At 64.3% G+C, this 23,863-nt stretch carries 22 protein-coding genes; 7 read left to right on the top strand and 15 right to left on the bottom strand.

Features of this window, described 5'->3' with window-relative positions:
• Nucleotides 1-36: 36 nt before the first annotated feature.
• Nucleotides 37-1,467 carry a MocR-like pyridoxine biosynthesis transcription factor PdxR gene (pdxR, locus tag BMW89_RS08210; protein WP_177195926.1) on the top strand — a complete coding sequence of 477 codons (1,431 nt, stop codon included), beginning with the start codon at nt 37-39 and terminating at the stop codon, nt 1,465-1,467.
• 10 nt (nt 1,468-1,477) lie between these two features.
• Here pdxR and BMW89_RS08205 read toward each other — a convergent pair whose 3' ends face one another.
• From BMW89_RS08205 to BMW89_RS08185, 5 genes are all read right to left on the bottom strand, one after another.
• Nucleotides 1,478-2,701: a bifunctional alpha/beta hydrolase/OsmC family protein gene (locus BMW89_RS08205; protein WP_092024392.1), complete on the bottom strand. Its 1,224-nt coding sequence runs from the start codon at nt 2,699-2,701 to the stop codon at nt 1,478-1,480.
• A gap of 25 nt (nt 2,702-2,726) precedes the next feature.
• A complete protein-coding gene (locus BMW89_RS08200) occupies nt 2,727-3,389 on the bottom strand; it encodes a sulfite oxidase-like oxidoreductase (RefSeq protein WP_092024391.1) in 663 nt (220 codons plus the stop codon).
• 18 nt (nt 3,390-3,407) lie between these two features.
• On the bottom strand, nt 3,408-4,730 hold the full coding sequence (locus BMW89_RS08195; RefSeq protein ID WP_092024390.1) for an MFS transporter: 1,323 nt from the start codon (nt 4,728-4,730) through the stop codon (nt 3,408-3,410).
• Nucleotides 4,731-4,758: 28 nt separating this feature from the next.
• Nucleotides 4,759-5,979: a cytochrome P450 gene (locus BMW89_RS08190; protein WP_092024389.1), complete on the bottom strand. Its 1,221-nt coding sequence runs from the start codon at nt 5,977-5,979 to the stop codon at nt 4,759-4,761.
• A gap of 61 nt (nt 5,980-6,040) precedes the next feature.
• A complete protein-coding gene (locus BMW89_RS08185; protein WP_007607931.1) occupies nt 6,041-6,250 on the bottom strand; it encodes a ferredoxin in 210 nt (69 codons plus the stop codon).
• A gap of 134 nt (nt 6,251-6,384) precedes the next feature.
• On the opposite strand from BMW89_RS08185, the gene BMW89_RS08180 reads away from it, so the two are divergent.
• The gene (locus BMW89_RS08180; protein ID WP_092024388.1) at nt 6,385-7,032 is read left to right on the top strand and encodes a TetR/AcrR family transcriptional regulator; all 648 of its coding nucleotides are present in this window, start codon (nt 6,385-6,387) and stop codon (nt 7,030-7,032) included.
• Here the strand turns inward: BMW89_RS08180 and BMW89_RS08175 are convergent.
• The 4 genes from BMW89_RS08175 to BMW89_RS08160 all read right to left on the bottom strand — a co-directional run bounded on the left by BMW89_RS08175 (nt 7,029) and on the right by BMW89_RS08160 (nt 11,074).
• Nucleotides 7,029-7,667 (bottom strand): aspartate/glutamate racemase family protein, encoded by a 639-nt coding sequence (locus BMW89_RS08175; protein ID WP_092024387.1) that lies wholly within the window; start codon nt 7,665-7,667, stop codon nt 7,029-7,031. The two genes, BMW89_RS08180 and BMW89_RS08175, sit on opposite strands and share 4 nt — an antisense overlap.
• Nucleotides 7,668-7,822: 155 nt before the next feature.
• The gene (locus BMW89_RS08170; protein ID WP_092024386.1) at nt 7,823-8,836 is read right to left on the bottom strand and encodes an amino acid ABC transporter substrate-binding protein; all 1,014 of its coding nucleotides are present in this window, start codon (nt 8,834-8,836) and stop codon (nt 7,823-7,825) included.
• Between the two features lie 12 nt (nt 8,837-8,848).
• On the bottom strand, nt 8,849-10,198 hold the full coding sequence (locus tag BMW89_RS08165) for an aspartate aminotransferase family protein (protein WP_092024385.1): 1,350 nt from the start codon (nt 10,196-10,198) through the stop codon (nt 8,849-8,851).
• 3 nt (nt 10,199-10,201) lie between these two features.
• On the bottom strand, nt 10,202-11,074 hold the full coding sequence (locus tag BMW89_RS08160; protein ID WP_092024384.1) for a MurR/RpiR family transcriptional regulator: 873 nt from the start codon (nt 11,072-11,074) through the stop codon (nt 10,202-10,204).
• A gap of 88 nt (nt 11,075-11,162) precedes the next feature.
• Between BMW89_RS08160 and BMW89_RS08155 the strand changes: the two genes are divergently transcribed.
• Together BMW89_RS08155 and BMW89_RS08150 are read left to right on the top strand one after the other, a co-directional pair.
• Entirely contained in the window at nt 11,163-12,347 is a 1,185-nt protein-coding gene (locus BMW89_RS08155; RefSeq protein ID WP_092024720.1) for an amino acid ABC transporter permease, read from the top strand.
• Between the two features lie 2 nt (nt 12,348-12,349).
• Nucleotides 12,350-13,456 (top strand): amino acid ABC transporter permease, encoded by a 1,107-nt coding sequence (locus BMW89_RS08150; RefSeq protein WP_092024383.1) that lies wholly within the window; start codon nt 12,350-12,352, stop codon nt 13,454-13,456.
• 158 nt (nt 13,457-13,614) lie between these two features.
• Here BMW89_RS08150 and BMW89_RS08145 read toward each other — a convergent pair whose 3' ends face one another.
• Both BMW89_RS08145 and BMW89_RS08140 read right to left on the bottom strand, forming a co-directional pair.
• A complete protein-coding gene (locus BMW89_RS08145; protein WP_092024382.1) occupies nt 13,615-15,030 on the bottom strand; it encodes an amidase in 1,416 nt (471 codons plus the stop codon).
• A gap of 116 nt (nt 15,031-15,146) precedes the next feature.
• On the bottom strand, nt 15,147-15,923 hold the full coding sequence (locus BMW89_RS08140) for an SDR family oxidoreductase (RefSeq protein WP_092024381.1): 777 nt from the start codon (nt 15,921-15,923) through the stop codon (nt 15,147-15,149).
• Between the two features lie 159 nt (nt 15,924-16,082).
• Between BMW89_RS08140 and BMW89_RS08135 the strand changes: the two genes are divergently transcribed.
• Complete coding sequence (locus BMW89_RS08135; RefSeq protein WP_092024380.1) at nt 16,083-17,156, top strand: tartrate dehydrogenase; 1,074 nt, start codon at nt 16,083-16,085, stop codon at nt 17,154-17,156.
• Between the two features lie 193 nt (nt 17,157-17,349).
• Here the strand turns inward: BMW89_RS08135 and BMW89_RS08130 are convergent, their stop codons facing one another.
• Genes BMW89_RS08130 through BMW89_RS08115 form a run of 4 tightly spaced genes read right to left on the bottom strand, consistent with a single transcriptional unit; the run spans nt 17,350 to nt 21,559 of the window.
• Complete coding sequence (locus BMW89_RS08130) at nt 17,350-18,423, bottom strand: malate/lactate/ureidoglycolate dehydrogenase (protein ID WP_092024379.1); 1,074 nt, start codon at nt 18,421-18,423, stop codon at nt 17,350-17,352.
• Nucleotides 18,424-18,434: 11 nt separating this feature from the next.
• Nucleotides 18,435-19,346: an NAD(P)-dependent oxidoreductase gene (locus tag BMW89_RS08125; protein ID WP_092024378.1), complete on the bottom strand. Its 912-nt coding sequence runs from the start codon at nt 19,344-19,346 to the stop codon at nt 18,435-18,437.
• 12 nt (nt 19,347-19,358) lie between these two features.
• The gene (locus BMW89_RS08120) at nt 19,359-20,609 is read right to left on the bottom strand and encodes a Zn-dependent hydrolase (protein ID WP_092024377.1); all 1,251 of its coding nucleotides are present in this window, start codon (nt 20,607-20,609) and stop codon (nt 19,359-19,361) included.
• 32 nt (nt 20,610-20,641) lie between these two features.
• Nucleotides 20,642-21,559, bottom strand: a complete 918-nt coding sequence (locus BMW89_RS08115) for a LysR family transcriptional regulator (protein ID WP_092024376.1) — start codon at nt 21,557-21,559, stop codon at nt 20,642-20,644.
• A gap of 121 nt (nt 21,560-21,680) precedes the next feature.
• Here BMW89_RS08115 and BMW89_RS08110 point away from each other — a divergent pair, with 121 nt between their 5' ends.
• Together BMW89_RS08110 and BMW89_RS08105 are read left to right on the top strand one after the other, a co-directional pair.
• A complete protein-coding gene (locus tag BMW89_RS08110) occupies nt 21,681-22,496 on the top strand; it encodes a putative hydro-lyase (protein WP_092024375.1) in 816 nt (271 codons plus the stop codon).
• A gap of 93 nt (nt 22,497-22,589) precedes the next feature.
• Entirely contained in the window at nt 22,590-23,834 is a 1,245-nt protein-coding gene (locus BMW89_RS08105; RefSeq protein WP_092024374.1) for an ABC transporter substrate-binding protein, read from the top strand.
• Nucleotides 23,835-23,863: the final 29 nt, after the last annotated feature.

Raw genomic sequence — 23,863 nt, 5'->3', positions numbered from 1 at the left:
AGATAGGAGAACAATAAGGTGCCAGTTTCGGATGGCGTGATCTCCACTCTGATCGACCTGAACCGGGTCGACGACGAGGGGCTGGTCGCGCAACTGACGAGCCAGCTTCGAGGCCTGATCGTGGCCGGCCGTGTCGGCAAAGGTCGCGCGCTGCCGTCGAGCCGTCGGCTTGCGAGAGACCTCGGCGTCTCGCGCAACACCGTCACTTACGCGTTCGAGCAACTTGCCGCTGAAGGATATCTCAAGGCTTCGCACGGCCGTCGTCCGGTGGTGACAGTCGACGCAGATGAGCGCATCGAAGGGCCGGGCGCCGTCACATCCAGTGTCCGCCCCGGCAGGCCGCGGCTCTCGCCCTGGGCGTCAAAGCTCAAGCAAACCGACTGGCCGATGTCCTATCAGGCCTTGCTAAAACCTCTGCGTCCGGGCCACGGCGATGCAAGGGAGTTTCCGAATGAGATCTGGGCCCGCTGCTTGCGCCGCAGCGCTACGCGCGCAGGCAGGCGCGAACTCGGACCAGTCAACCGAACGCGGCTGTGCGAAGCGCTGGCGCATTATCTGGCCACCAGCAGAGGCGTCCGCGCCACGACGGATCAGATCATGATCCTGCCGAGCGCGCAGGCCGCTCTCAGCTTGATCGCGGCGGTGCTCATCACGCCAGGCGACGACGTCTGGGTCGAGGACCCCGGTTATCCCGGCGCCGCCGCCGCCTTTCGTGCGTCCGGCGCACGCGTGACAGGCACGAAGCTGGACGAGCAGGGGATGCAGCGGATTCCGGGAATGGCTGCGCCAAAGCTCATCTTCATGACGCCATCGCATCAGCATCCGACCGGACGGCTGATGTCGCTCGCCCGCCGCACCGAATTTCTCAGGTCAAGCAGGCCCGGCAAGACTTGGATCGTGGAGGACGATTACGACGGTGAGTTCCACTATGACAGCCGGCCGGTGCCTTCCCTGCAAGGTCTCGACGCCCATGGCCTCGTGTTCTATGTCGGCACGTTCTCGAAGGCGATGACCTCGGATATACGGCTCGGCTATCTCGTCGTGCCGCCGGCGTTGGTCGGCACGCTGGAGATCGCGCAGCGGCACATCGGGTTGATCGCGTCCAGCCATATTCAGGAAGCGTTGGCCGAGTTCATTGCCGACGGGCATTTCCTCGCGCATCTGCGCCGAGTGCGCCGGCTCTATCACGCGCGCCGCGATCATCTCGTCGAGGGACTGGAGCGCCATCTCGGCGAGGTGCTCTCGGCCGAAATTCCCTCGGGCGGCATCCAGCTCGTCGCGCGCCTCAAGCGCGGTCGCGCCGATCAGGCGGCGGTGAAACGGCTCGTTGAGGCGGGCGTTGAAACGCGCGCTCTGTCCAGCCTGGCGCTGGAACGGCCGCGCGATCACGGCCTGCTGCTCGGCTTTGCGGCATGGCGCGAGAACGAGATCAGCGCGGCCCTGCGAACGATGGCATCATGCTTCTAGCGATCGCGCGCTAATCCACGGCCTTCGTCACGATGCGGATTTCCGAGGTCAGCGTCCGGTGCACCGGGCACTTGTCGGCGATCTCCATCAGCTTCTTGCGCTGCTCGGCGTCGAGCGCGCCGTCCATCGCGATGTCGCGTTCGATCTGGTCGAGCATGCCCTCGTGCGTCTCGCACTCCGCGCAGTCCTTGGCGTAGATTTTTGAATGCTTCAGCGTGACCGTGACGCGGTCGAGCGGCAGCGACTTGCGGTCGGCATAGAGGCGCATGGTCATGGAGGTGCAGGCCCCTAAGCCTGCGAGCAGGAAGTCATAGGGGCCGGGGCCGGCATCCTCGCCGCCGGCGGCAACCGGCTCGTCCGCCACCAGATGATGCGGGCCGACCGTGATGATTTGGTTGAACTTGCTCTTGCGGGTCTCCTGCACCACGACCCTCCGCGGATCCTCGGCAACATCCATCGCCTTTGCGGGCTTTGCCGTATCGATGTAGCGGCTCGCCCAAGCCGCGATTATTTCGGCTGCGTAGAGGGCGTCGGCCGGCTTGCTCAGCAGATGATCGGCATGGTCGAGCGAGACAAAGCTCTTGGGGTGCTTCGCCGCTACGAAAATCTTCGTCGCGTTGTCGACGCCGACGGTGTCGTCGACAGGCGACTGCATCACCAGCAGCGCCTTGTGCAGGCCGGTGATATCCTTCATCAGCTCGTGCTCGGCGATGTCATCGAGGAATTCGCGCTTGATCCGGAACGGGCGTCCCGCGAGCGAGACTTCCACTTCGCCCTGCGCTCGGATGGTGTCGATATGCTCCTTAAAGAGGCCCGTGACGTGAGCCGGATCGGACGGTGCAGCGATGGTCGCGACCGCCTTGGCCTCGGGGATTTGTCCCGCTGCGGCAAGGATCGCGGCGCCGCCGAGGCTATGGCCGATCAGGAGCGATGGTGCTTTGCGCGTTGTGCGCAAATGATCGGCCGCGCGCACGAGATCGGCGACGTTGGAGGAGAACGTCGAATTGGCAAAATCACCCTCGCTGGAGCCGAGCCCGGTGAAATCGAAACGCAGCACCGCAATGCCTTTGGCAGCCAGCGCGACCGAGATGCGCTTGGCCGCCAGCGTGTCCTTGCCGCAGGTGAAGCAATGCGCGAACAGCGCGTAGGCCGTGGGCTCGCCGTCCGGCAGCTCGAGCGCCGCCGCGAGCTGATGGCCGCCTTCGCCGGTGAATTGAAAGCGTTCCGTCGGCATGGGCTCCCCCCGTTTCGTGTTGAATCTAATCGCCTGAATAGCGTTGCTCGGCCCATGGATCGCCGCGGTTATGATAGCCCCGGACTTCCCAGAAGCCCGGCGCGTCGTCAGTCACGAATTCGATGGCCTGGAGCCACTTTGCGCTCTTCCAGAAATAGAGATGTGGCACGACGAGCCGCACCGGGCCGCCATGCTCTTCCGTCAGCGGTTGGCCCGACCAGCTATGGGCGAGCAGCGCGTCCTCGGCGGCAAAGTCTTCCAGTGCCAGGTTGGTGGTGTAGCCGTCAGAGCAATGCAGCACGACGAAGTGAGCATCCTCGCACGGTTGGCAGGCCGCGAGCAGCTCGCGCGTCGCGAGCCCCTGCCACTCATTGTCGTAGCGCGACCAGGTCGTCACGCAATGGATGTCGGAGGTGAACTGCGACTGCTTCTGCGCGGTGAACTCGGCAAAAGTCCAGAACACGGGGTTTTCGATCGCGCCATGGACGTCGAGCCGCCAGCGTTCGCGCGATACCGGCGGCATGACCCCAAGATCGAGCACCGGCCAGTCCTTGGTCAGGTGCTGGCCCGGCGGCAGGCGCTGATCCTCAGGGCGCGTGATCTTGCCGGTGAGGAAACGGCCTTCGCGCGCCCATTTCTCCTTGGTGCGCGTCAGCTTGCTGTCGGATGGCTCGTTGTCGTCAGCCATAATCTACTCGTAAATGAGCTACTCGTGGCGATGCATCGCGGAAGCGTGCTTGGTGTCACGCATGGTGGAATAGATGATCAGCGACAGGCAGATGATGCTGGCAAGATAGTAATAGAACCATTCCTCATGCCCGATGCTCTTGAAATAGAGCGCGATCGCCGGCGCCGTGCCGCCGAAGATCGAGACCGTGATCGCGTAGGGCAGGCCGACGCCGAGGGCACGGACATTGGTCGGGAACAGCTCGGCCTTCACCACGGCGTTGATCGAGGTGTAGCCGGCGACGAACAGCCAGGCGCAGCAGATCAGGATGAACGCCATGAACGGCGACTTGGTCTCCTTCAGGGTCATCAGCAGCGGCACGGTCGCGAGTGTGCCGGCGACGCCGAAGAAGATCAGCAGCGGCTTGCGGCCGATCCTGTCGGAGATGGCGCCGTAGATCGGCTGGAGGATGGTCGCGAAGATCAGCGTGCCGAAGATGACGAAGGTGGTCTGGTCCTCGGTCAGCCCGACCGAGAGCTTGACGAAGGTCTGCATGTAGGTGGTGAAAGTGTAGAACGCCGCGGTGCCGCCGGCGGTGAGCCCCACCACCAACAACAGCTCGCGCGGATAGCGCAGCAAATTGGTGATCGAGCCGGTCGGCTTCACCACCTTCTTGGCTTCCTCGAACGCCTCGGTCTCGTGCAGATTGCGCCGCATCACCGCAGCAAAGATCGCGAGCCCCGCGCCGATCGCGAACGGGATGCGCCAACCCCAGGCCTTCAGCTCCTCGGGCGTCAGGAAGACCTTTTGCAGGAGCAGCAGCACGATGATGGCGGTCAACTGGCCGCCGATCAGGGTGACGTACTGGAAGCTCGAATAGAAGCCGCGATGCTTGGGATCGGCGACCTCGCTGAGATAAGTGGCGCTGGCGCCATATTCGCCGCCGAGGCTGAGGCCCTCGATCACGCGGGCGAGCGCCAGGATCACCGGCGCGGCAAAGCCGATCGTGGCATAGGTCGGCGTCAGCGCGATGATCAGCGAGCCGAAGCACATGAAGACGACCGACAGGGTCAGCGAGATCCGCCGCCCGTAATGATCGGCGATATAGCCGAACAGCCAGCCGCCCAGAGGACGCATCAGGAAGGTCGCAGCGAACACAACGGCGATGTTCAACTGCTGCACGACGGGATCGCTGCCCGGGAAGAAGGCCGGAGCGAAATAGAGCGCGAACGCCGTATAGGCGTAGAAATCGTACCATTCGACGAGGTTGCCGATCGAGCCGATGAAGATCGCCTTGATCCGCCGCTTGGCGTCGGCGATGTCGATGTGGTCGGAGGCCGGTTGGGTCGCTTGCTCAGTCACGTCCGGCCTCTCCGCTGTTTGGAAAGGCCTACATCGCCTTTCCGAGCAGAAATGGCAACTGGCGGGGGCCCCTGACCGTGCCCTGTGACCAGGTCACGGCGCCTGCCGGATCGAGCCGGAAGTCCGGAATCCGCTTCAGCCATTCCTCCAGCGCGACCTGCATTTCCATCCGCGCCAGGTTGGAACCGACGCAGCGGTGGATGCCGAGGCCGAAGGCGGCGTGGCGGTTCTCCCGGCGGTCGATCACGACTTTGTCAGCGTCCGGAAACATCTTCGGGTCGCGGTTGGCGGCCGGGAAGGACAGCAGCACCATGTTGCCCGCCTTGACCGGGCAGCCCGAGATCGTGGTCTCCTTGACCACCTCGCGCGCCATCGTCACCGGTGAATAGGCGCGCAGCAGCTCCTCCACGGCGGTCGGGATCAGCCCGGGTTCGGCAATCAGCCGTTCGCGGTCGGCCGGGGTCTTGGCGAGATGCCAGAGCGAGGAGCCGATCGCGCTCCAGGTGGTGTCGATGCCGGCGATCAGGAGCAGCCGCAGCGAGCCGAGCACGTGAGACTCTTCGAGCGGGTTGCCCTCCTTGTCCTTTGCATTCATCAGATAGGAGATGAGGTCGTCGGTCGGGTTTGTCCTGCGTTCCTCGATATGCGTCCTGAAATAGGCGCTCATCTCCTGCACGGCCTGAAGCAGCTTGCTCTCGTCCTTGATGCCGAGCTCGAGGATCATGTGGATCCAGTCGATGAAGAGATCGCTGTCGCCCTCGGGAATGCCGAGCATGTGTGCGATGGCCTGAACCGGGATGTATTTGCTGTAGCGTGCGGCCGCATCGACCTTGCCGTCGGCGATGAACCCGTCGATCAACTCGTTGCAGATCGCGCGCATCCGCGGTTCCAGCTTCTTCATCGCATCCGGCGTGAACGGCGGCAGCAACAATTGCTTGGCCGGCTTGTGCACGGGCGGATCGGAAGTGATCGGCGGGGCTGCGTTCCTGGCGGGCTCGGGCCGGACGTCGCGCACAATGATGCGACGCGAGGAGAAGTGTTCGCTGTCGTTGGCGATCTCGCGCACGGCCTCGTAGGTCGTCGGCATGTAGCAGCCGAGGAAGCGCTCGGTGTGAACCACCGGGCTTGCGGCGCGCAGCTCCTCCCAGATCGAGAACGGATCCTCCGTCCATTGCGGATCGGTATGGTCGAAATCGTTGACCCAGTCGGTGACCGGCGGATGGGCGACAGGTTGGCTGACGTCGGACATGGCGGGGGAATCCCTTGGGGCTCGTGTTCGCTGATGGCACGCAAGCGGGGCGCAGCCCGCGCTACTCCTCGATCACATCGATTGCGATTTCCGGGCAATTGGATTTGGCAAGCCAGGCCTTGTCTTCAAGGCCGGGCGGGACAGTGCCGTCACCGGCTTCGTGGGCGTTGCCGTATTCGTCGAGCTCGAACAGCTCCGGCGCCAGCGCCTTGCAGCGCGCGTGGCCCTGGCATTTGTCGGGATCGACGTGAACCCTCAGTCGCTCTGTCATGGCGGCTTCCTTGGTCGCGTGCGCGGGGCCCGAAGGGCGGCGCGTTCCTCATTTGAGTTTTATTCTAAGTTATATCCTATTACATTCGCGACAGGCTTCCCCTGTCAAGCGCAAACTTATAGGCTTGACGCAACATGCGTTCACAACTTGCCCGTAAGCCGCGCAATGCCTACCACCATGGCGATCTTCGCGACGCCTTGATCAAGGCTGCGCTGCGCGAAGCCGAGCAGGGCGGGGCCGAGGCGATCAGCATCAAGGCGCTGGCAAAACAGCTCGGCGTCTCGCAGCCGGCACCGTACCGGCATTTCGCCGATCGTGATGCGCTGTTAACCGCGGTGACGGCGGAGGCGTTCCGGCAGCTGAGTGCACTTCTGCGCGAGGCGATGGCGAAGCCGTCGAAGCAATCAAAATTGTCGCGGCTGGCACAGGCGACGCTTGATTTCGGCCTGCGCCGCAACGGTGTCTATCGCTTGATGTTCGCGTCGCGCACGGTGTCATGCGCGGCCAAGGGCAGCGAGATGCATGAGGCCACGCGCGAGACATTTGGGCTCGTGATCGAAGCGCTGGAGGCGCCAGCGGTCGGCCTCTTGCGCGAGCGGCAGGCGCTGAAGATCTGGGCGGCGCTGCATGGCGTGGTGATGCTGGCCGAGCAGGGCCTGTTCACCGGCGAGGCCGCACATGCCACGCGCGAGGAATTGGTCGAGGATTTCGTCAACGAGACGAAGGCTGCGCTCGCGGTTGCGATCAAAGACGCACGGCGCCAGAAGAAGACCGGCACCTAAGCTTTCGCTTTCAGCAGCTTCATCAGCTTGTCGACCGCGCTGTCCGGGGTCGTAACGACGGGGCGACCAGTCGCTTCCGCAACCAGCGGCGCCGTCGCCGCGATGCTGAACTGGGCAAGCGCGATGACGTCGCAATCGCGCAAATCCTTTGACGCATCGACAATCAGCCGGTCGTGCGTAGCGCGGTCGCCGCGATCGAGCGCAGCCAGTGCACCTTCAGCGAGTTTAGGCACGACCTGGACTGAGGTGGGGAACTCCGGCGGCATTGAGGCCAGTGTCGGCGGGAACGTCGAAAGCAGGCCGATCCGTTTGCCCATCGTCACCGCGCGCTCAATCATGGCCTCATTCGGCTTGAGCACCGGCATTCGCGCATGCGCCCGAGCGACCGCCTCGATGCAGGGGCCGAAGGCCGAGCAGGTGAACAGGATCGCGTCCGCTCCCGTTGCTGCCGCATAATCGCCAAGCGCAAGGAAGCGCTCGGTCATGGCATCGGTGAGCGCGCCGTCGCGTGCCAGATCCGCCGATAGGCTGTCGTCGAGCAAATTCATCAGCCGTGCCTCCGGCCACGCCTGCGCGAATGCCGCCTCGATCGGGGCGATGGAGTGCTTGAGGGCGTGAATGAGGGCGATGCGCATGGATCTCTCTACTCCCTCGCCCCGTTCTTACGGGGAGAGGGCGGGGTGAGGGGCTCTTTCCGCGAAAAAGGTGAGGGATGACTCGCGGAGGCTCCCCCTCACCCGACGCGCTTCGCGCGTCGACCTCTCCCCGCAAGCGGGGCGAGGTGAGCTCTTTACTTGAACGGCACGGCGTACATCAAGCCGCCCTTGCTCCAGAGGCCGTTGAGGCTGCGGTCGAGCTTGAGCGGGCTCGCCTTGCCGACATTACGCTCAAAGATCTCGCCGTAATTGCCGGTGGCCTTGATCGCCGTGACCAGCCATTTGTTGTCCAGCCCAAGCCGCGAGCCGAGATCGCCGGAGGCGCCGAGCAGTCGCTGGATCGCTGGCGTCTGCGACTTCGCCATCTCGTCGACATTGGCCTGGGTGACGCCGAGCTCCTCGGCCTCGATCAGGCCGTAATGCAGCCAAGTGATGATGTCGCTCCAGACCTCGTCGCCGTTGCGGGTGAAGGGTCCGAGCGGTTCCTTGCTGATGGTCTGCGGCAGCACGACGTAGTCGGCCGGGTTCGGCGCCGCCGTTGTCACGGCCCCGGCGAGCGCGGAGGCATCCTGGGTCATGGCATCGCAGCGGCCGCCGAAGAACGTCTGGTACATGGTGTCGACGCGGTCGAACACCAGCGGCTTCCAGTCGATGCCGTTGGCGCGGCCATAGTCACCGAGCGTGACCTCATGCGTGGTGCCCTGCGCGACGCAGACGGTGGCGCCCTTGAGATCCTTGATCTCCTTCACGCCGAGGTCCTTCTTCACGACAAAACCCTGGCCGTCGTAGAAGTTGATCGGGCCTTGCCGCAGGCCCAGCGTGACACCGCGCAGATAAGTCTGCGTCGAGTTGCGGTAGAGCACGTCGATCTCGCCCGACTGGAGCGCGGTGAAGCGGTTCTGCGCGGTCAGCGAGACGTAGCGCACCTTGCTGGCATCGCCGAGCACGCCGGCCGCAAGCGCGCGGCAATAGTCGACGTCGAGACCTTTGTAATTGCCTTGCGAGTCCGGCGCCGAGAAGCCGGCAAAGCCTGCGCTGACGCCGCACACAAGCGTGCCGCGGCTCTTTACCGTGTCGAGCGTCGCCGCCTGTGCGACTACCGCTGATGCCGCGAGCACGCCCGCCGCGATAACTACTTTCCTCATCATGCTACTCTCCCCTCAGTGATTGACACTACGCAATACGTTGTCGACGGCCGTGCCGAGCTTGTCGACGATCAGGTCGATCTCCTCCGCGGAGGCGATATAGGGCGGCGCCAGCAGCACATGGTCGCCGCGGACGCCGTCCACGGTGCCGCCGCCGGGATAGCACCCGAGCCCGTTGGCGAAAGCTTCTGCCTTGATCTTCTGGTTGAGCTTGAGCGCCGGATCGAACGAGGTGCGCGTCGCGCGATCGGCGACGAGCTCGATCGCCCAAAACAGCCCGCGTCCCCGGATGTCGCCGACATGGCGGTGATTGCCGAAGCGCTCGGTGAGGCGCTCCTCCAACTGCTTGCCGCGCTCCTTGACGCGATCGAGCAGCTTGTCCTCGCGAATGACATCCTGCACCGCGAGCGCGGCCGCGCAGGCGAGGGGATGCGCCAGATAAGTATGGCCGTGCTGGAACACGCCGGAGCCTGAGCGGATGGTGTCGATGATCTTGCCGCTCGCGAGCATCGCGCCGATCGGCTGATAGCCGCCGCCGAGCCCCTTCGCAATGGCCTGGATATCGGGTGCGACACCCTCCTGTTCCCATGCATGCGTCGTGCCGGTGCGGCCCATGCCGCACATGACCTCGTCGAGGATCAGCAGCGCGCCATGCCGGTCGCAGATCTCGCGCATCGCCTTGAAGTAGCCATCCGGTGCAGTCACGGCGCCGGCGGTCGCGCCGACGACGGGCTCGGCGAGGAATGCCGCGACGGTGTCGGGGCCAAGTCGCTGGAATTCGGCCTCGAGCTCGGCCGCAAGCCTTGCCACGAACTGCGCATCGGATTCGCCCTCGTGCTTCTCGTGATAGGCAAACGCCGGTGTGACATGGCTGAACGCGGCCGAAAGTAGCGGCGCATAGGGCGCGCGTCGCCAGGCATTGCCGCCGGCAGCGAGCGCGCCGAGCGTGTTGCCGTGATAGCTCTGCCGCCGCGCGATGAAATGCTGCCGCTGTGGCTCGCCGCGCTCGATGAAATATTGCCGCGCGAGCTTGATGCTGGCTTCGATCGCCTCCGATCCGCCGCTGACGAAATAGGCGTAGGCGAGACCGCCGGGCTCGTGCCCGACCAGTCTCTCGGCCAGCGCCTCGGCAGGCTCGGACGAGAAGAAGGCGGTGTGCGCATAGGCCAAGGTCGATGCCTGCTTCGCCATCGCCGCGATGACGCGCGGATGCTGATGGCCGAGGCAGGACACCGCCGCGCCGCCGGAGGCGTCGATCACGCGGCGACCGTCTTCGGCAAAGAGATAGACGCCTTCGCCGCCGATCGCCTTGGGTGGCGTCTCACGCAACGAGCGATGCAGCACGCGGCTGGTGCGGGTGCTCATGGGTTAACCTTTCTCTGAGACGTAAATGGAGGCCGCGGCGAGCCGCGCCTCGGTATTTTCCAGGCGCTTCTTCGCGGCCGTGCCGCCGAGCGAGAACGTCACCGCGGCTAGCGACTGGGCGATCGCGATGGCGCCAGTGAGGCTCGGGAAGAAGCCGGGTGATGAGGCTGCTTCGAACAGCAGCACGTGGTCAGCGCCCTCGGCCATCGGCGCCGAGAGGCTGTCCGCGATCGCGATCAGCGTCGCGCCGGCGCGATGCGCGGCTTGCGCGACGCGGACGCTCGCGTGTGTGTAGGGCAGGAAGCCGATGACGATGACGGCTTCGCCGGGGCGGAACGCGCCGAGGTCGAGATCGTCGGGGCCGGACACGCCGACGAGCTGCACCTGTTCGGGACGAAACAGTCGGAGCTCGTAGTTCAGCAGCTCCGCAACGCTACGGCAGCTTCGATAACCTGTGATCCAGATCCGCTTGGCGTCGTGCAGCGCACGGGCGGCTTCCGCAATTGGCTGCGCCGGAATACGCGGAAGGCCGGCGGCTTCGGCCTCGAGCTTGTCGGTGACCAGCGCGACATCGGCGTTCGGGCCATGCCGGCGGCTTTTGGCGCGGACGGAGAACGGTGCGATCTGCGACGGCCGTCGTGCCTCCGTCAGCGCCGCGCGCAATTCGTCCCAGCCGGAATAGCCGATCGCTTTGGCGAGGCGCGTGAAGGCTGCAGGATCAGCGCCGGCTTCGGCGGCGAGATCGCGCATCGAACGGGTGGTGGCGTCGTAATCATTGGCAGCGACGAAGCGCCCGACCTCCTGCAAGCGCATCGGCAGCGATGGCAATGCAATGCGCAGTTCGCTCAGGGGCGAGGATTTCGCGGGCTCGGCCATGAAACATTTGTTGCACGAATTGGTGTTTGGTGCAACAGTTGACGTGCGCCGCCGGAAATCGCTGCATTTCAACAAGGATTTTTGTGCTGTGACCGCCGATCACCCCAGACCGCCGCCGCGCCGGCGCTTCCCCGCGTTCGGGCGCAACGAATTGACGGGTCTGTTCTGGCAGGTCCTGGTCGTCGGAATCGTCGTCGGGGTCGTCGCCTTCCTCTGGTCCAACACCGTCACCAATCTCTCGGCCCGCCGCATCACGACAGGCTTTGCCTTCCTTGGCCGCGAAGCGGGCATGCCCATTTCCGACAGCCTGCTCGCCTACAATCCGAGAGACAGCTACCTCTGGGCCTTCATTGTCGGCATCGCCAACACTTTGCGCGTCGCGGTGATAGGCATTGTGCTCGCGACCATTTTGGGGACGCTGATCGGCATCTCGCGGCTGTCGGCGAACTGGTTACTGTCGCGGCTTGCTGCCGTCTATGTCGAAGCGCTCCGCGACATCCCGCTGCTGCTTCAACTGCTGTTCTGGTACGTGCTGATGCAGGCGTTGCCGGCCGCGCGCGCGGCGTTCAGGCCAGTCGAGGGCGTGTTCCTCTCCAATCGCGGTCTGATCCTACCGGCGATTCCGCTCGGGCCACCTCAGCTCTGGGTGCTCGGCACGGCGGTGCTTGGGCTTACCGCGTTCGTTCTGATCCGGCGATGGCTGATCGCCCAGCAGATGCGCGATGGCAAGCCGCGGCCGGCCTGGCCCTTTGCGGTTGGTCTCGTCCTCGCGCTGCCGGCCGCAATGTCCGTTGCGCTTGGCGTGTCCTGGACAATCGAATGGCCGGCTCTGCGCGGCTTCAACTTCGTCGGCGGGCTGACGCTCGCGCCGGAATATTTTGCGTTGCTGATCGCGCTCGTCACCTATACCTCGGCCTTCATCGCCGAGATCGTGCGCAGCGGCATCCAGTCGGTGCCGCGCGGCCAATGGGATGCCGCCAACGCGCTCGGCCTGCGCCGCAGCTTGATGCTGCGTCAGATCATCCTGCCACAAGCGTTGCGCGTGATCGTGCCGCCGATGACGAGCCAGTATCTCAATTTGACCAAAAATTCCTCGCTTGCGGTCGCCATCGGCTACCAGGACGTGGTCTCGATCGCCAACACCACGCTGAACCAGACCGGGCAGGCGATCGAGGCGATCGCGCTGATCATGGCGGTGTTTTTGACCATCAGCCTCGGCATCAGCTTTTTCATGAACTGGTATAACTCGCGCATCGCGCTGGTGGAGCGCTGAGCATGACGGCGATCACCGATATTCCGGACGCACCGCGCGCTGCCCGCCGCCCTCAGATCGGCAACCCGGTGCTGCGCTGGCTGCGCACCAATCTGTTCTCGTCGATCCCGAACGGCATCCTCTCGGTCGCACTGCTGGCAGTGCTCTCAAAAGGCATCTTCAGCTTCGTGCAATGGGGCGTCGCCAATGCTGTCTGGCTCACGCCAGCGAACAACTCCAGTGCCTGCAAGGCCGTGCGCGGCGTCGGCGCGTGCTGGGCGATCATCCCGGAAAAATATCGTTTCATCCTGTTCGGCACCTATCCGTTCGACGAGCAGTGGCGGCCGGCGCTGTCGGTGGTGCTGTTCATCGCACTGTTCTACCTCTCGACCCGCCGTGCCTTCTGGCGGCGCGAACTGGTCTATCTGTGGATCGGTACGCTGGCGCTGATCAGCGTGCTGATGTGGGGCGGCGTGCTCGGGCTGTCGTTCGTCTCGCAGGATCGCTGGGGCGGCTTGCCGGTGACGCTGATCCTGGCGACGTTCGGATTGGCATGCGGCTTCCCGCTTGGCATCCTCGTTGCACTCGGTCGGCGTTCGAAATTGCCGGCGGTCCGCTCGCTCAGCGTGCTCTATGTCGAGCTGATCCGCGGCGTGCCGCTGGTGAGCCTGTTGTTCATGGCGAGCGTGATGTTTCCGTTGTTCATGCCCAGTGGATTCAATATCGACAAGCTGCTGCGTGCGCAGATCGCGATCATCCTGTTCGCGGGTGCTTATCTGGCCGAAATCATCCGCGGCGGCCTTCAGGCCGTGCCGAGCGGGCAGTATGAAGCGGCGGATGCGCTGGGGCTGTCGTACTGGCGCAAGCACCGGCTGATCGTGCTGCCGCAGGCGATCCGCCACGTCATCCCGCCGCTGGTCAACACCTTCATCGCCTTCTTCAAGGACACCAGCCTCGTCCTGATCATCGGCATCTTCGACCTGCTGACGACGGCCAAGACCGCGATCATCGATCCCGCCTGGCAGCAGTTTTCGGTCGAGGTCTATATCTTCGTCGCCGCGATCTATTTTGTCTTTTGTTTTGCGATGTCGCGTTACAGTCGTAGCCTCGAGGCGACGAGCGGAAGGTGACGATATCTCTGCCGTGTCCCGGACAAGGTGCAGCGCGTCAGCGCTGCGCCGCAGAGCCGGGACCCAGAGATGCGCGGGAAGTCGTGGGGAGATATGGGCCCCGGCTCTGCAGCGCACCGCCAAAGAGGCGCTGCGCAGCGTCCGGGGCGCGCGAGCGGTTACTTCACGCGCGGATCGATCGGCGTGGCGCCGCGCAAGCCCAAAATATCCTCCAGCACCTTCGCGCCGGCGATCACCTGCGCGTCCGCGCGTGGCGCGCCGACGACCTGCACACCGACGGGCAGGCCTGATGCGGTGTAGCCGCAGGGCAGCGACAGCGACGGGCAGCAGGCGAGGGTAATGGCGTAGACGATGCCGAGCCACTCGACATAATTCTCGAATTTCTTGCCGGCGCATTCTGCGACATAGCGGTCGCCGATCGGGAAGGGCGGTACGATCGTGGTCGGCGTCAGAAGCAGATCGTAGGTCTTGAAGAATTCGACGGCGCGGGCGGTCATGCCGACGCGCTGCGCCTCGGCGCGTGCAAGCTGCTCGACCGTGAGCTTAAGCCCTTCCTCGATGTTCCAGATCACCTCGGGCTTGAGCAGGTCGCGCTTGGTCTTGAGCAAATTGGCCTTGGTGATCGCGAAATCGAAAGCGCGCAGCACGTGAAAGCACTCATGCGCCTCGCGCCAGTCCGGATGCGCCTCCTCGACGATGGCGCCGGCTTCAGCGAAGCGTTCGGCCGCCTTGCGCGTGATCGCTTTCACCTCGGGATCAACAGGCGTGATGCCGAGATCTGTCGAATAGGCGATGCGCTTCGGCTTCCTGCCCAACTGTGCCGCCGACAGGAACGAGATCGCAGGCGCGGGCAGCGACAGCGGATCATCGGCATAGTCGCCGCTCATGGCATCCAGCAGCAGGGCGAGGTCCTCGACATTGCGCGCCATCGGGCCGACGACGCCGAGGTTGCGATCGATACCTGATTTGGGTGTATGCGCGACGCGGCCGATGCTCGGGCGCATGCCGACGACGCCGCAGAACGCCGCGGGGCTGCGCAAGGAGCCGCCCATGTCCGAGCCTTGGGCGAGCCAGGCCATGCCGGTGGCCAGCGCCACCGCCGCGCCGCCGGACGAGCCGGCCGCGGATTTCGTCGTATCCCAGGGATTGAGCGTTGCGCCGAACACCTCGTTGAAGGTGTTGGCGCCGGCGCCGAACTCCGGCGTGTTTGATTTTGCGTAGACGACCGCGCCGTTGGCTTCGAGATTTTCGACCATGAGGTCGGATTCTGTGGGGATGTTGTCCTTGAAGATCGGTGAGCCCTGCGTGTTCAGGACGCCGGCAACGTCGGTGAGATCCTTGATCGGCACCGGCAGGCCCGCAAGAAGGCCGCGCGCGCCGGCCGGCTTCTGCATCAGCGCCTTTGCATTGCTCCGCGCGCGATCGAAGCACAGTGTCGGCAGCGCGTTGACCTTGCCGTCGACCTCACCGATGCGCTTCTCCACCACATCAAGCAGTTCGAGCGGCGAGACATCGCCGGAGCGCAGCTTGTCGACGACGGTGCAGGCTGTTTCGCGGATCAGGTCTTGAGACAATTATTTTACTCCTATGCTTATTGTGTCGTCATTGCGAACGCAGCGAAGCAATCCAGCCTGTCATCGCGGAGACATTTCTGGATTGCTTCGCTGCGCTCGCAATGACGCGGATAGAGCTAACCCCAACCGGCGCTGATGCCGCCATCGACCGTATAGATGACACCCGACGTATAGCCGGCGCGGTCCGATGCGAGGAACGCCATGAGATCGCCGATCTCGCGCGCATGCGCAGGGCGGCCGAGCGGCAGGCCCTTCTGAAATTCCTTGTACCGGCTCTCGTCGCCGAACTGGTGCTTTGCGCGCGTCTTGAGCAAGGTAACGTGGCGATCGGTGCCGACCGGGCCAGGATTGATGCCGACCACGCGAATGTTGTCGGCAAGGCTCTTGCCGCCGAGCGCGCGGGTGAAGGCCATCAGCGCGGCATTGCCGGCACTGCCGCAGATGTAGTTGGCGTCGAACTTTTCGCCGGCAGCACCAATGTCGTTGACGATGACGCCGCCGCCCTTCGCCTTCATTTGCGCGTAGATCTGCCGCGTCAGGTTGATGTAGCCGAATACTTTCAATTCCCAGGCGTGCCGCCAAGTCTCCTCGTCGATCTTGTCGATGGAGCCGCCGGGGATGTCGCCGGCATTGTTGACGAGCACGTCGATATCGGCGGCTTCGCTAGCGAGCCGCGCGATGTCCTCCGCCTTGCGAAGATCCACGATGCTCGTTGTGGCGTCGATCTGGTGCGCCGAGCGCAAGCGATCCGCCAGCGCCTTGAGCTGGTCGCCATTGCGGGCGGCGAGCAGGAGATGAGCGCCTTCCTCGGCGAACGCCTCGGCGGCGGCCGCGCCAATGCCTTTGGACGCGCCCGTGATCAGGACGCGCTTGCCACGCAGATGCAGATCCATGGGGGTTACTCGCTGACGTCGGGAACAAGGATGAAATCAGTAGGCGCTTGGCCGCGCCATGGTCAACATTGCAGTGCAGCGTTGCACTGCCGCCGAGTTTGGTCCATTGCAGTGCGGTCAAAAAGGCGGCGGCTGCCGGACCAAAAAGGGACGTTCTAGATGAGCAAGAAACAATACCGGATCGCAGTCATTCCCGGCGACGGCATCGGCAAGGAAGTGATGCCCGAGGGCCTGCGGGTTCTGGAGGCAGCAGCGAAGAAGCACGGCGTGTCCCTGCATTTCGATCATTTCGACTTCTCGTCATGGGAGTATTACGAGAAGCACGGGCAGATGATGCCGGACGACTGGAAAGAAAAGATCGGAAAGCACGACGCGATCTACTTCGGTGCGGTCGGCTGGCCCGCAAAAATTCCGGATCACGTCTCGCTGTGGGGCTCGCTGATCAAATTCCGCCGCGAGTTCGACCAGTATGTGAATCTGCGCCCGGTGCGGTTGATGCCCGGCGTGCCGTCGCCGCTGGCGGGCCGCAAGCCCGGCGATATCGATTTCTGGGTGGTGCGCGAGAACACGGAAGGTGAATATTCCTCCGTCGGCGGTCGCATGTTTCCCGACACCGACCGCGAGTTCGTGACGCAGCAGACGGTGATGACGCGGATTGGTGTCGACCGCATCCTGAAATTCGCTTTCGAGCTCGCACAGTCGCGGCCGAAGAAGCACCTGACCTCGGCGACCAAGTCCAACGGCATCTCCATCACCATGCCCTATTGGGACGAGCGCGTGGAGGCGATGGCCAAGAAGTTCCCGGGCGTGAAGTGGGACAAGTACCACATCGACATTCTCACCGCGAACTTCGTGCTGCATCCCGACTGGTTCGACGTCGTGGTCGGCTCGAACCTGTTCGGCGACATCCTCTCGGATCTCGGTCCGGCCTGCACCGGCACGATCGGCATCGCGCCGTCGGGCAACATCAACCCCGAGGGTGATTTCCCGTCCGTGTTCGAACCGGTGCACGGCTCGGCGCCCGACATCGCAGGCCAGGGCATTGCCAACCCGATCGGCGCGATCTGGTCGGGCGCGATGATGCTCGAGCATCTCGGCGAGAAGGTCGCCGGCAAGTCGATCGTCGAGGCGATCGAGCGCACGCTGGCAGAGCGTACGCTGCGCACGAAGGATCTCGGCGGTAACGCCGACACCACGGCTTGCGGCAAGGCGGTCGCGGATATGGTGGATTAAAGCGATACTTTACCCTCTCCCCTTGTGGGAGAGGGTGGCTCGCCGCGTAGCGGCGAGACGGGTGAGGGGTTCTCTCCGCAGAGACAGACCCTTCACTTGAAAGTTAGTCTTCGCGGAGAGAACCCCTCATCCGGCGCTTCGCGCCACCTTCTCCCACAAGGGGAGAAGGGAAGGAGAGCGTGCCTCGCTCCGCTTAGCCCGCGATCTTCTCGATCGCGGCCTGATCCAGCCCGAACTTCTTCCCGGCCTCCAGAATCTCCTGCCAGGTGGTCGGATCGACCGGAATGCCTTCGGCCAGGCGCTTCTGCTTCGTCTCGCGCTCGGGATCGCCGGCGATCTTCACCTTGTCGACGCCGGGGGCGGGCGGCGAGCCGGTGTGCCAGGCAACAAAACTCTCGACTTCGCGCGCAAGGTTCTCGCCGGTGCCGAGCTTGGCCGGGTCAATGATGATCGAGAGCATGCCGTTGAGGACGTTGTACTTGCCGTCGGACGGGCCCTTGACCACTTGCCCGCCGGAGAGTGCGCCGCCGAGGATTTCGCAGACCAGCGCGAGGCCCGAACCCTTGTGCTCGCCGAACGGCAGGATGGCGCCGTGCGGCGGGATCACAGTGTAGCGCGGGTTGGTGGTCGGCTTGCCCTCGTTGTCGATGATGGTGCCGGGCTCGAGCGCGACGCCCTTGTTGTGGGCGACGCGGGTCTTGCCCTGCGCGATCCTGCTGGTGGCGAAGTCGAGCACGATGGGGTCTTTGCCCCTGCGCGGGATGCCGACGCAGAAGGGATTGGTGCCATGGCGTCCATCGCTGCCGCCCCAAGGCGCTACGATCGGGCGCGAGATCACGTTGACGAAGTGGATCGATACGAGCCCGTGGTCGATGCACTGCTCGGCCCAGTGGCCGATGCGGCCGATGTGGTGCGAGTTAGAAAGGCCGACGAGGCACACGCCGTTGCGCTTGGCGCGCTCTGCCGCCAGCTCCATCGCTTCATGGCCGATCACCTGGCCGTAGCCGGTGAGGCCGTCGAGGGTAAGAAGCGGGCCGGTGTCGAGCACGATCTTGACGTGCTGGTTCACGGCGAGGCCGCCCGTGGTGACGCTCGAGACATAGCGCGGGATCATGCCGACGCCGTGGGAGTCATGTCCCCTAAGGTTGGCTTCGACGAGATTGGTGGATACGAGCTCGGCTTCGCGGTCCGTGGAGCCGCCGGCCTTGACGATGGCGCGGACGACGTTGGTGAGAGGCTCTGCCTTGATGGTGCGATAATCGGCCATTGTTGTTGCTCTTATCCTTTTGCGATCCGGCGGCAATGGATCCACGCCGCTTCAATCAGGTTTTCGCTGGCCTCCGGCGTCCTGAACGCCGAATGCGCCGACAGCGTCACGTTCGGAATCTTCGTCAGCGGATGATCGCCGGGCAGGGGCTCGATGTTAAAGACGTCGAGGCCAGCATGGCGGATATGGCCCGACTTCAGGGCGTCGATCATCGCGGCTTCGTCGACAACAGCGGCGCGGGCGGTGTTGATCAAGATGACACCGGGCTTCATCGCAAAAATCTTCTCGCGGTTGATCATGCCGCGTGTCTCGTCGTTGAGCAGCAGATGCAGCGACACGACGTCGCTCTTCGCCAATACCGTGTCGAGATCGGTGAATTCGACACCCGGAAAACTCTTCGGCGAGCGATTCCAGGCGACGACCTTCATGCCGCTGCCGGACGCAATGCGCGCGACCTCTGCGGCAATGCCGCCGAATCCGATCAGGCCGAGCGTCTTGCCGGTGAGCTGCATGCCGTCCTCGCGCAGCCAGCTTCCGGCGCGCATCTCGCGGTCCATCATCGCGATGACGCGGGCCGATGCCCACATCAGCGCGATCGCGGATTCCGCCACGGCCGTGTCGCCATAGCCCTTGATCAGGTGCACGGAGATGCCGAGCTCAGCCAGCTCCTCCGGATTCATGTAGCTGCGTGCGCCAGTGCCGAGGAATACGACGTGCTTGAGGCCTGCGCATTTCTTCGCGACCTCGGTCGGCAATGCAGTGTGGTCGACGATCGCGATCTCGGCCCCGTCGAGGATCTCAGGATATTGCTCGGGCTTGATATCGGGGTCCCTGTGGATCCGCACCTTGGGATCGCCAGGCTTTTCCAACCGCTCCATGATCACGGCGAGAGCTTCATTGGCGTCGACGAAAACTCCGCGCATGGCTGTCTCCGGTCAGGATGCGACGCCGGCGATCGCCAGCACGGTGTGCATGAGAACGTTGGTGCCCGCGGCGCAGTCGGGCTGGGTGGCGTCTTCCAGCTCGTTGTGGCTGATGCCGTCCTTGCAGGGCACGAACACCATCGCCGCCGGAATGATCGTGTTGAGATTGCAGGCGTCGTGGCCGGCGCCGGACGTGATGCGGCGAGAGGAGTAGCCGAGCGTCTTCGCGGCGTTCTCGACGGCTGCGATCAGCTTGGGATCGAAATGCGTCGGCGGCTTGCGCCAGACCAGGTCGATCTTCACGTCGACCTTGCGCCGCGCGGCGATCTCGGCAATGGCGGCGCGCAAATCACTATCGAGCGCATCCATGATCGCGCCGTCGGCGCTGCGGCAATCCATGGTGAAGGCGATCTCGCCGGGAATGACGTTGCGCGAGGGATTTGCGATCACGGCCTCGCCGATGGTGCCGACAGCCTTCGGGCCGTGCTTCTTCGCAATGGCTTCCATCGCCAGCACGATCTCGGAGAGCGTTGCCAGCGCATCGCGCCGCAACGGCATCGGGGTCGATCCGGCATGGCTTTCGAAGCCGGAAATCCTGCCGTCGTACCAGAGCACGCCCTGGCCGGAATCGACCACGCCGATGGTCTTGCCCTCGGCCTCCAGGATCGGCCCTTGCTCGATATGCAGCTCGACGAAGCAGCCGAGCTTCTGGAAGCCGACGGGCTTGTCGCCGCGATAGCCGATGCTGTCGAGCGCCTGGCCGACGGTTGTGCCGTCGATGTCCTTGCGCGACAGGATGTCGTCGGTGGTGAAGTCGCCGACATAAGCGGCGGACGCCATCATCGCCGGCGCAAAACGCGAGCCTTCCTCGTTGGTCCAGTTGACGACGCAGATCGGCGCCTCGGTCTCGATGCCGGCGTCGTTCAGCGTGCGGATCACCTCGAGCGCGCCGAGCGTTCCCAAAATGCCGTCATACTTGCCGCCGGTCGGCTGGGTATCGAGATGCGAGCCGATGCCGACGGGCAGCTTCGACATGTCGCGGCCCTTGCGCAGGCCGAACTGTGAACCGAGTGCGTCGGTGTGCACGTCGAGGCCGGCGGCCTCGCAGGCCTTGCGGAACCAGTCGCGCACCTGCTTGTCTTCGCTGCTCAGTGTCAGCCGCCGCACGCCGCCCTTGGCCGTCCCGCCGAATTGCGCGGTCTCGTGGATGGAGCCCCAGAGGCGGGCGGAATCGATTTGCAGATTGGTGGCGGCTCGGCTCATGCGGTCGGTCTCTCGATTATCCGGCGCCTGTTTCAATGACGCGCCAGCGCGGGCGCGTCAACCGCGACGCTGCTCTGCGCAATCTGACATGCAAGCTCGGCGACGCGCTCCACCGCCACGACGTCGGGCGAGGCGAGCCAGCTCGCCGTGAATGTCAGCGGCGCGATTGTGAGATCGGTATCGAGCAATTGCAGCCGCCCGTCGGAAAGCTCGTTCTCGACAATGGCGTCGGGGATCACGGCGATGCCGAGCCCTTCGACCGCCATGTGGATCACGGTCGCAAGCGACGCGGACGCATGCAGCCGGATCGGCGGTAGCTCCGGCCGGTCGAACACCTCGCGCACGACCTCGTAGGGGCGCGTCTTGCGCGGGAAAGTGATGATCGGAAACCGCGCCAGCTCGGCGCGCGTCACGCGACCGTTGCCGAGGCCGAGCGAGGGGCTCGCGAGGAAACCGATCGGATAATCGGCGAGCACGCGGTTGTGCACGCCCGAGGTCGACAGCGGTCCGACGACGAAGGCGAGCTCGATCTCCTGCGCGAGCAGGCGCGCAGTGAGGTTCGGCGTGATGTCGACCTCGATCTCCAGCGACAGGTTCGGATAGACCTCGTTCATGCTCTTCACCAGCCGCGGCAGCCAGGTGTGTACGATGGTCTCGGCGACGCCGAGACGCATCACGCCGCGCATGGCCGAGCGGTCACCGACCTCGGCCATCATCTGAGCGCGCAGACCGATCAGCTTCTCGGCATAGACCATCATCTGCCGGCCGCTTGGCGTCGGCGAGGCCACGCGATGATCCCGGTTCAAGAGCTTCACGCCCATCTCGCGCTCGAGCCCGGCGATGCGCTGGGAGATCGCCGGCTGGGTCGTATTGAGCCGTGCTGCGGCGCCGCGGAAGCTGCCGAGCTTCACAACCCAGAGGAACGTCTCGATCGACCTGAAGTCCAGCATTGGAACCATTTTTCCCGGTCGATAAATAAACTTTATCGATATTGATTAGAAAGGAAGATTAGACTTTATAGCACGCTTGGTGTTGGCTTGTCTTTGTCGAGTTTATAGGCAGGTCGATCACATGACTGTTTTGGTGGCAGCGCAGCAAACTGAGACGCCCGACGCCCTCCCGAGCCGCCAGGCACGGCTCGCCTATCGTGGCGGCCAGGTCGGTTCCACCGCGGGTGTCGCCCCCGGCTTCGTCCAGGGCAATCTGGCGATCCTGCCGGCGGAATACGCCAGCGCTTTTCATCGCTTTTGCCAGCTCAATCCCAAGCCGTGCCCGATCATCGGCATGTCCGATGTCGGCAGCCCGCACATCCCCGCGCTCGGCGCCGACCTCGACATCCGCACCGACGTACCGCGCTACCGCGTCTGGCGCGACGGCGAAGTCATCGACGAGCCGACTGACGTCACCAGCTACTGGCGCGACGATCTCGTGACCTTCGTGCTCGGCTGTTCCTTCTCCTTCGAGGAGGCGCTGCTCGACGAGGGCATGCCGATCCGCCACATCGAGCAGAATGTGCGCGTGCCGATGTACCGCACCAACATCGCATGCGGCGAGGCCGGTCCTTTCGCCGGCCCCATGGTGGTGTCGATGCGCCCGTTCAAGCCGGCCGATGCGATCCGCGCCGTGCAGATCACCTCGCGCTATCCGGCGGTGCACGGCGCGCCCGTGCATCTCGGTCATCCTCACCTGATCGGCATCAAGGACATCGCCAAGCCCGACTACGGTGATCCCGTAGCTGTCGCCGATGACGAGATTCCGGTGTTCTGGGCCTGCGGCGTCACGCCGCAATCGGTGATCAATGCCGCCAAGGTGCCGTTCGCAATCACGCATTCGCCCGGCCTGATGCTGGTGACGGATCTGAAGAACAGGACCATGGCCGTGATTTAGTAGGCAGCCTTTGCTGCTTCTTCGGGCTTTACGCTGTTTGCCAATCGTTTCATTCGATATTCGCAAAATTCGGATAACAGGGGACTTTACCACATGACGATCTCTCGCCGCGACGTTCTGCTCGGAGCCGCCGCCACCGCCGCGCTGATGCCGCTAGCCGCCCGCGCGCAAACGTCTGAAGTGTTGATCGGCGCGACCTATCCCTTGTCGGGCGCCGGCGCCCAGGTGGGTGTCGACGCGCAGCGCGCATTCGAGACCGCGATCGACATCATCAACAACGATCAGGACTTCGATCTTCCGCTCGCCAAGGGCTTGGGCTTGCCCGGTCTCGGCGGCGCCAAGATCCGCATGGTCTACGCCGACCACCAGGGCGACCCGCAAAAGGGGCGCGCCGAGGCTGAGCGACTGATCACCCAGGAGAAGGTCTGCGCGGTGCTCGGCTCCTACCAGAGCGCGGTCGCGGTCACGGTCAGCCAGATCTGCGAACGTTACCAGGTTCCGTTCCTGTCGGCGGACAATTCCTCGCCGAGCCTGCATCGCCGCGGCCTGAAGTACTATTTCCGCGCCTCGCCGCATGACGAGATGTTTTCGGCCGGGATGTTCGACTTCCTCGATGCAATGAAGAAGAAGGGCGTCAAGGCCGACACGCTGGCGCTGTTCCACGAAGATACGATCTTCGGCACCGACTCCGCCAACGCCCAGACCAAGCTCGCAACCGAGCGCGGCTACAAGATCGTCTCCGACATCAAGTACCGCGCCAACTCGCCGTCTCTGTCGGCCGAAGTCCAGCAGCTCAAGGCCGCCAATGCCGACGTGCTGATGCCCTCGAGCTACACCACCGACGGCATCCTGCTGATCAAGACCATGGCCGAGCTCGGCTACAAGCCGAACGCGATCCTGGCCCAGGCGGCCGGCTTCTCCGAAAAGGCGCTTTACGACGCCGTCGGCGACAAGCTCGAAGGCGCGATCACCCGCGGCAGCTTCTCGCTCGATCTCGCCGCCAAGCGGCCGATGGTCGGCAAGATCAACGATCTGTTCAAGGCGAAGTCGGGCAAGGACCTCAACGACAACACCTCGCGTCAGTTCATAGCGATGATCGTGATCGCGGACGCCATCAACCGCGCCAAGTCGACCGACGGCGAGAAGATCCGCGACGCGCTGGCCGCAACCGAAATTCCGGGCGAGCAGACCATCATGCCCTGGAAGCGCGTCAAGTTCGACGACATGGGCCAGAACAACGACGCCGATCCGGTGCTGCTGCAATATATCGGCGGCAAGTTCGTCACCATCTTCCCGTCGCAGGCGGCGGTGGCCGAACCGGTCTGGCCGATGAAGTAAGGATGGGGCGGGAGCAGATCGCTCCCGAT

The sequence above is a fragment of the Bradyrhizobium sp. OK095 genome (assembly GCF_900109945.1).
In the GTDB taxonomy this organism is placed as follows: Bacteria; Pseudomonadota; Alphaproteobacteria; order Rhizobiales; family Xanthobacteraceae; genus Bradyrhizobium.
This window is presented reverse-complemented; position numbering and strand designations above follow the sequence as displayed.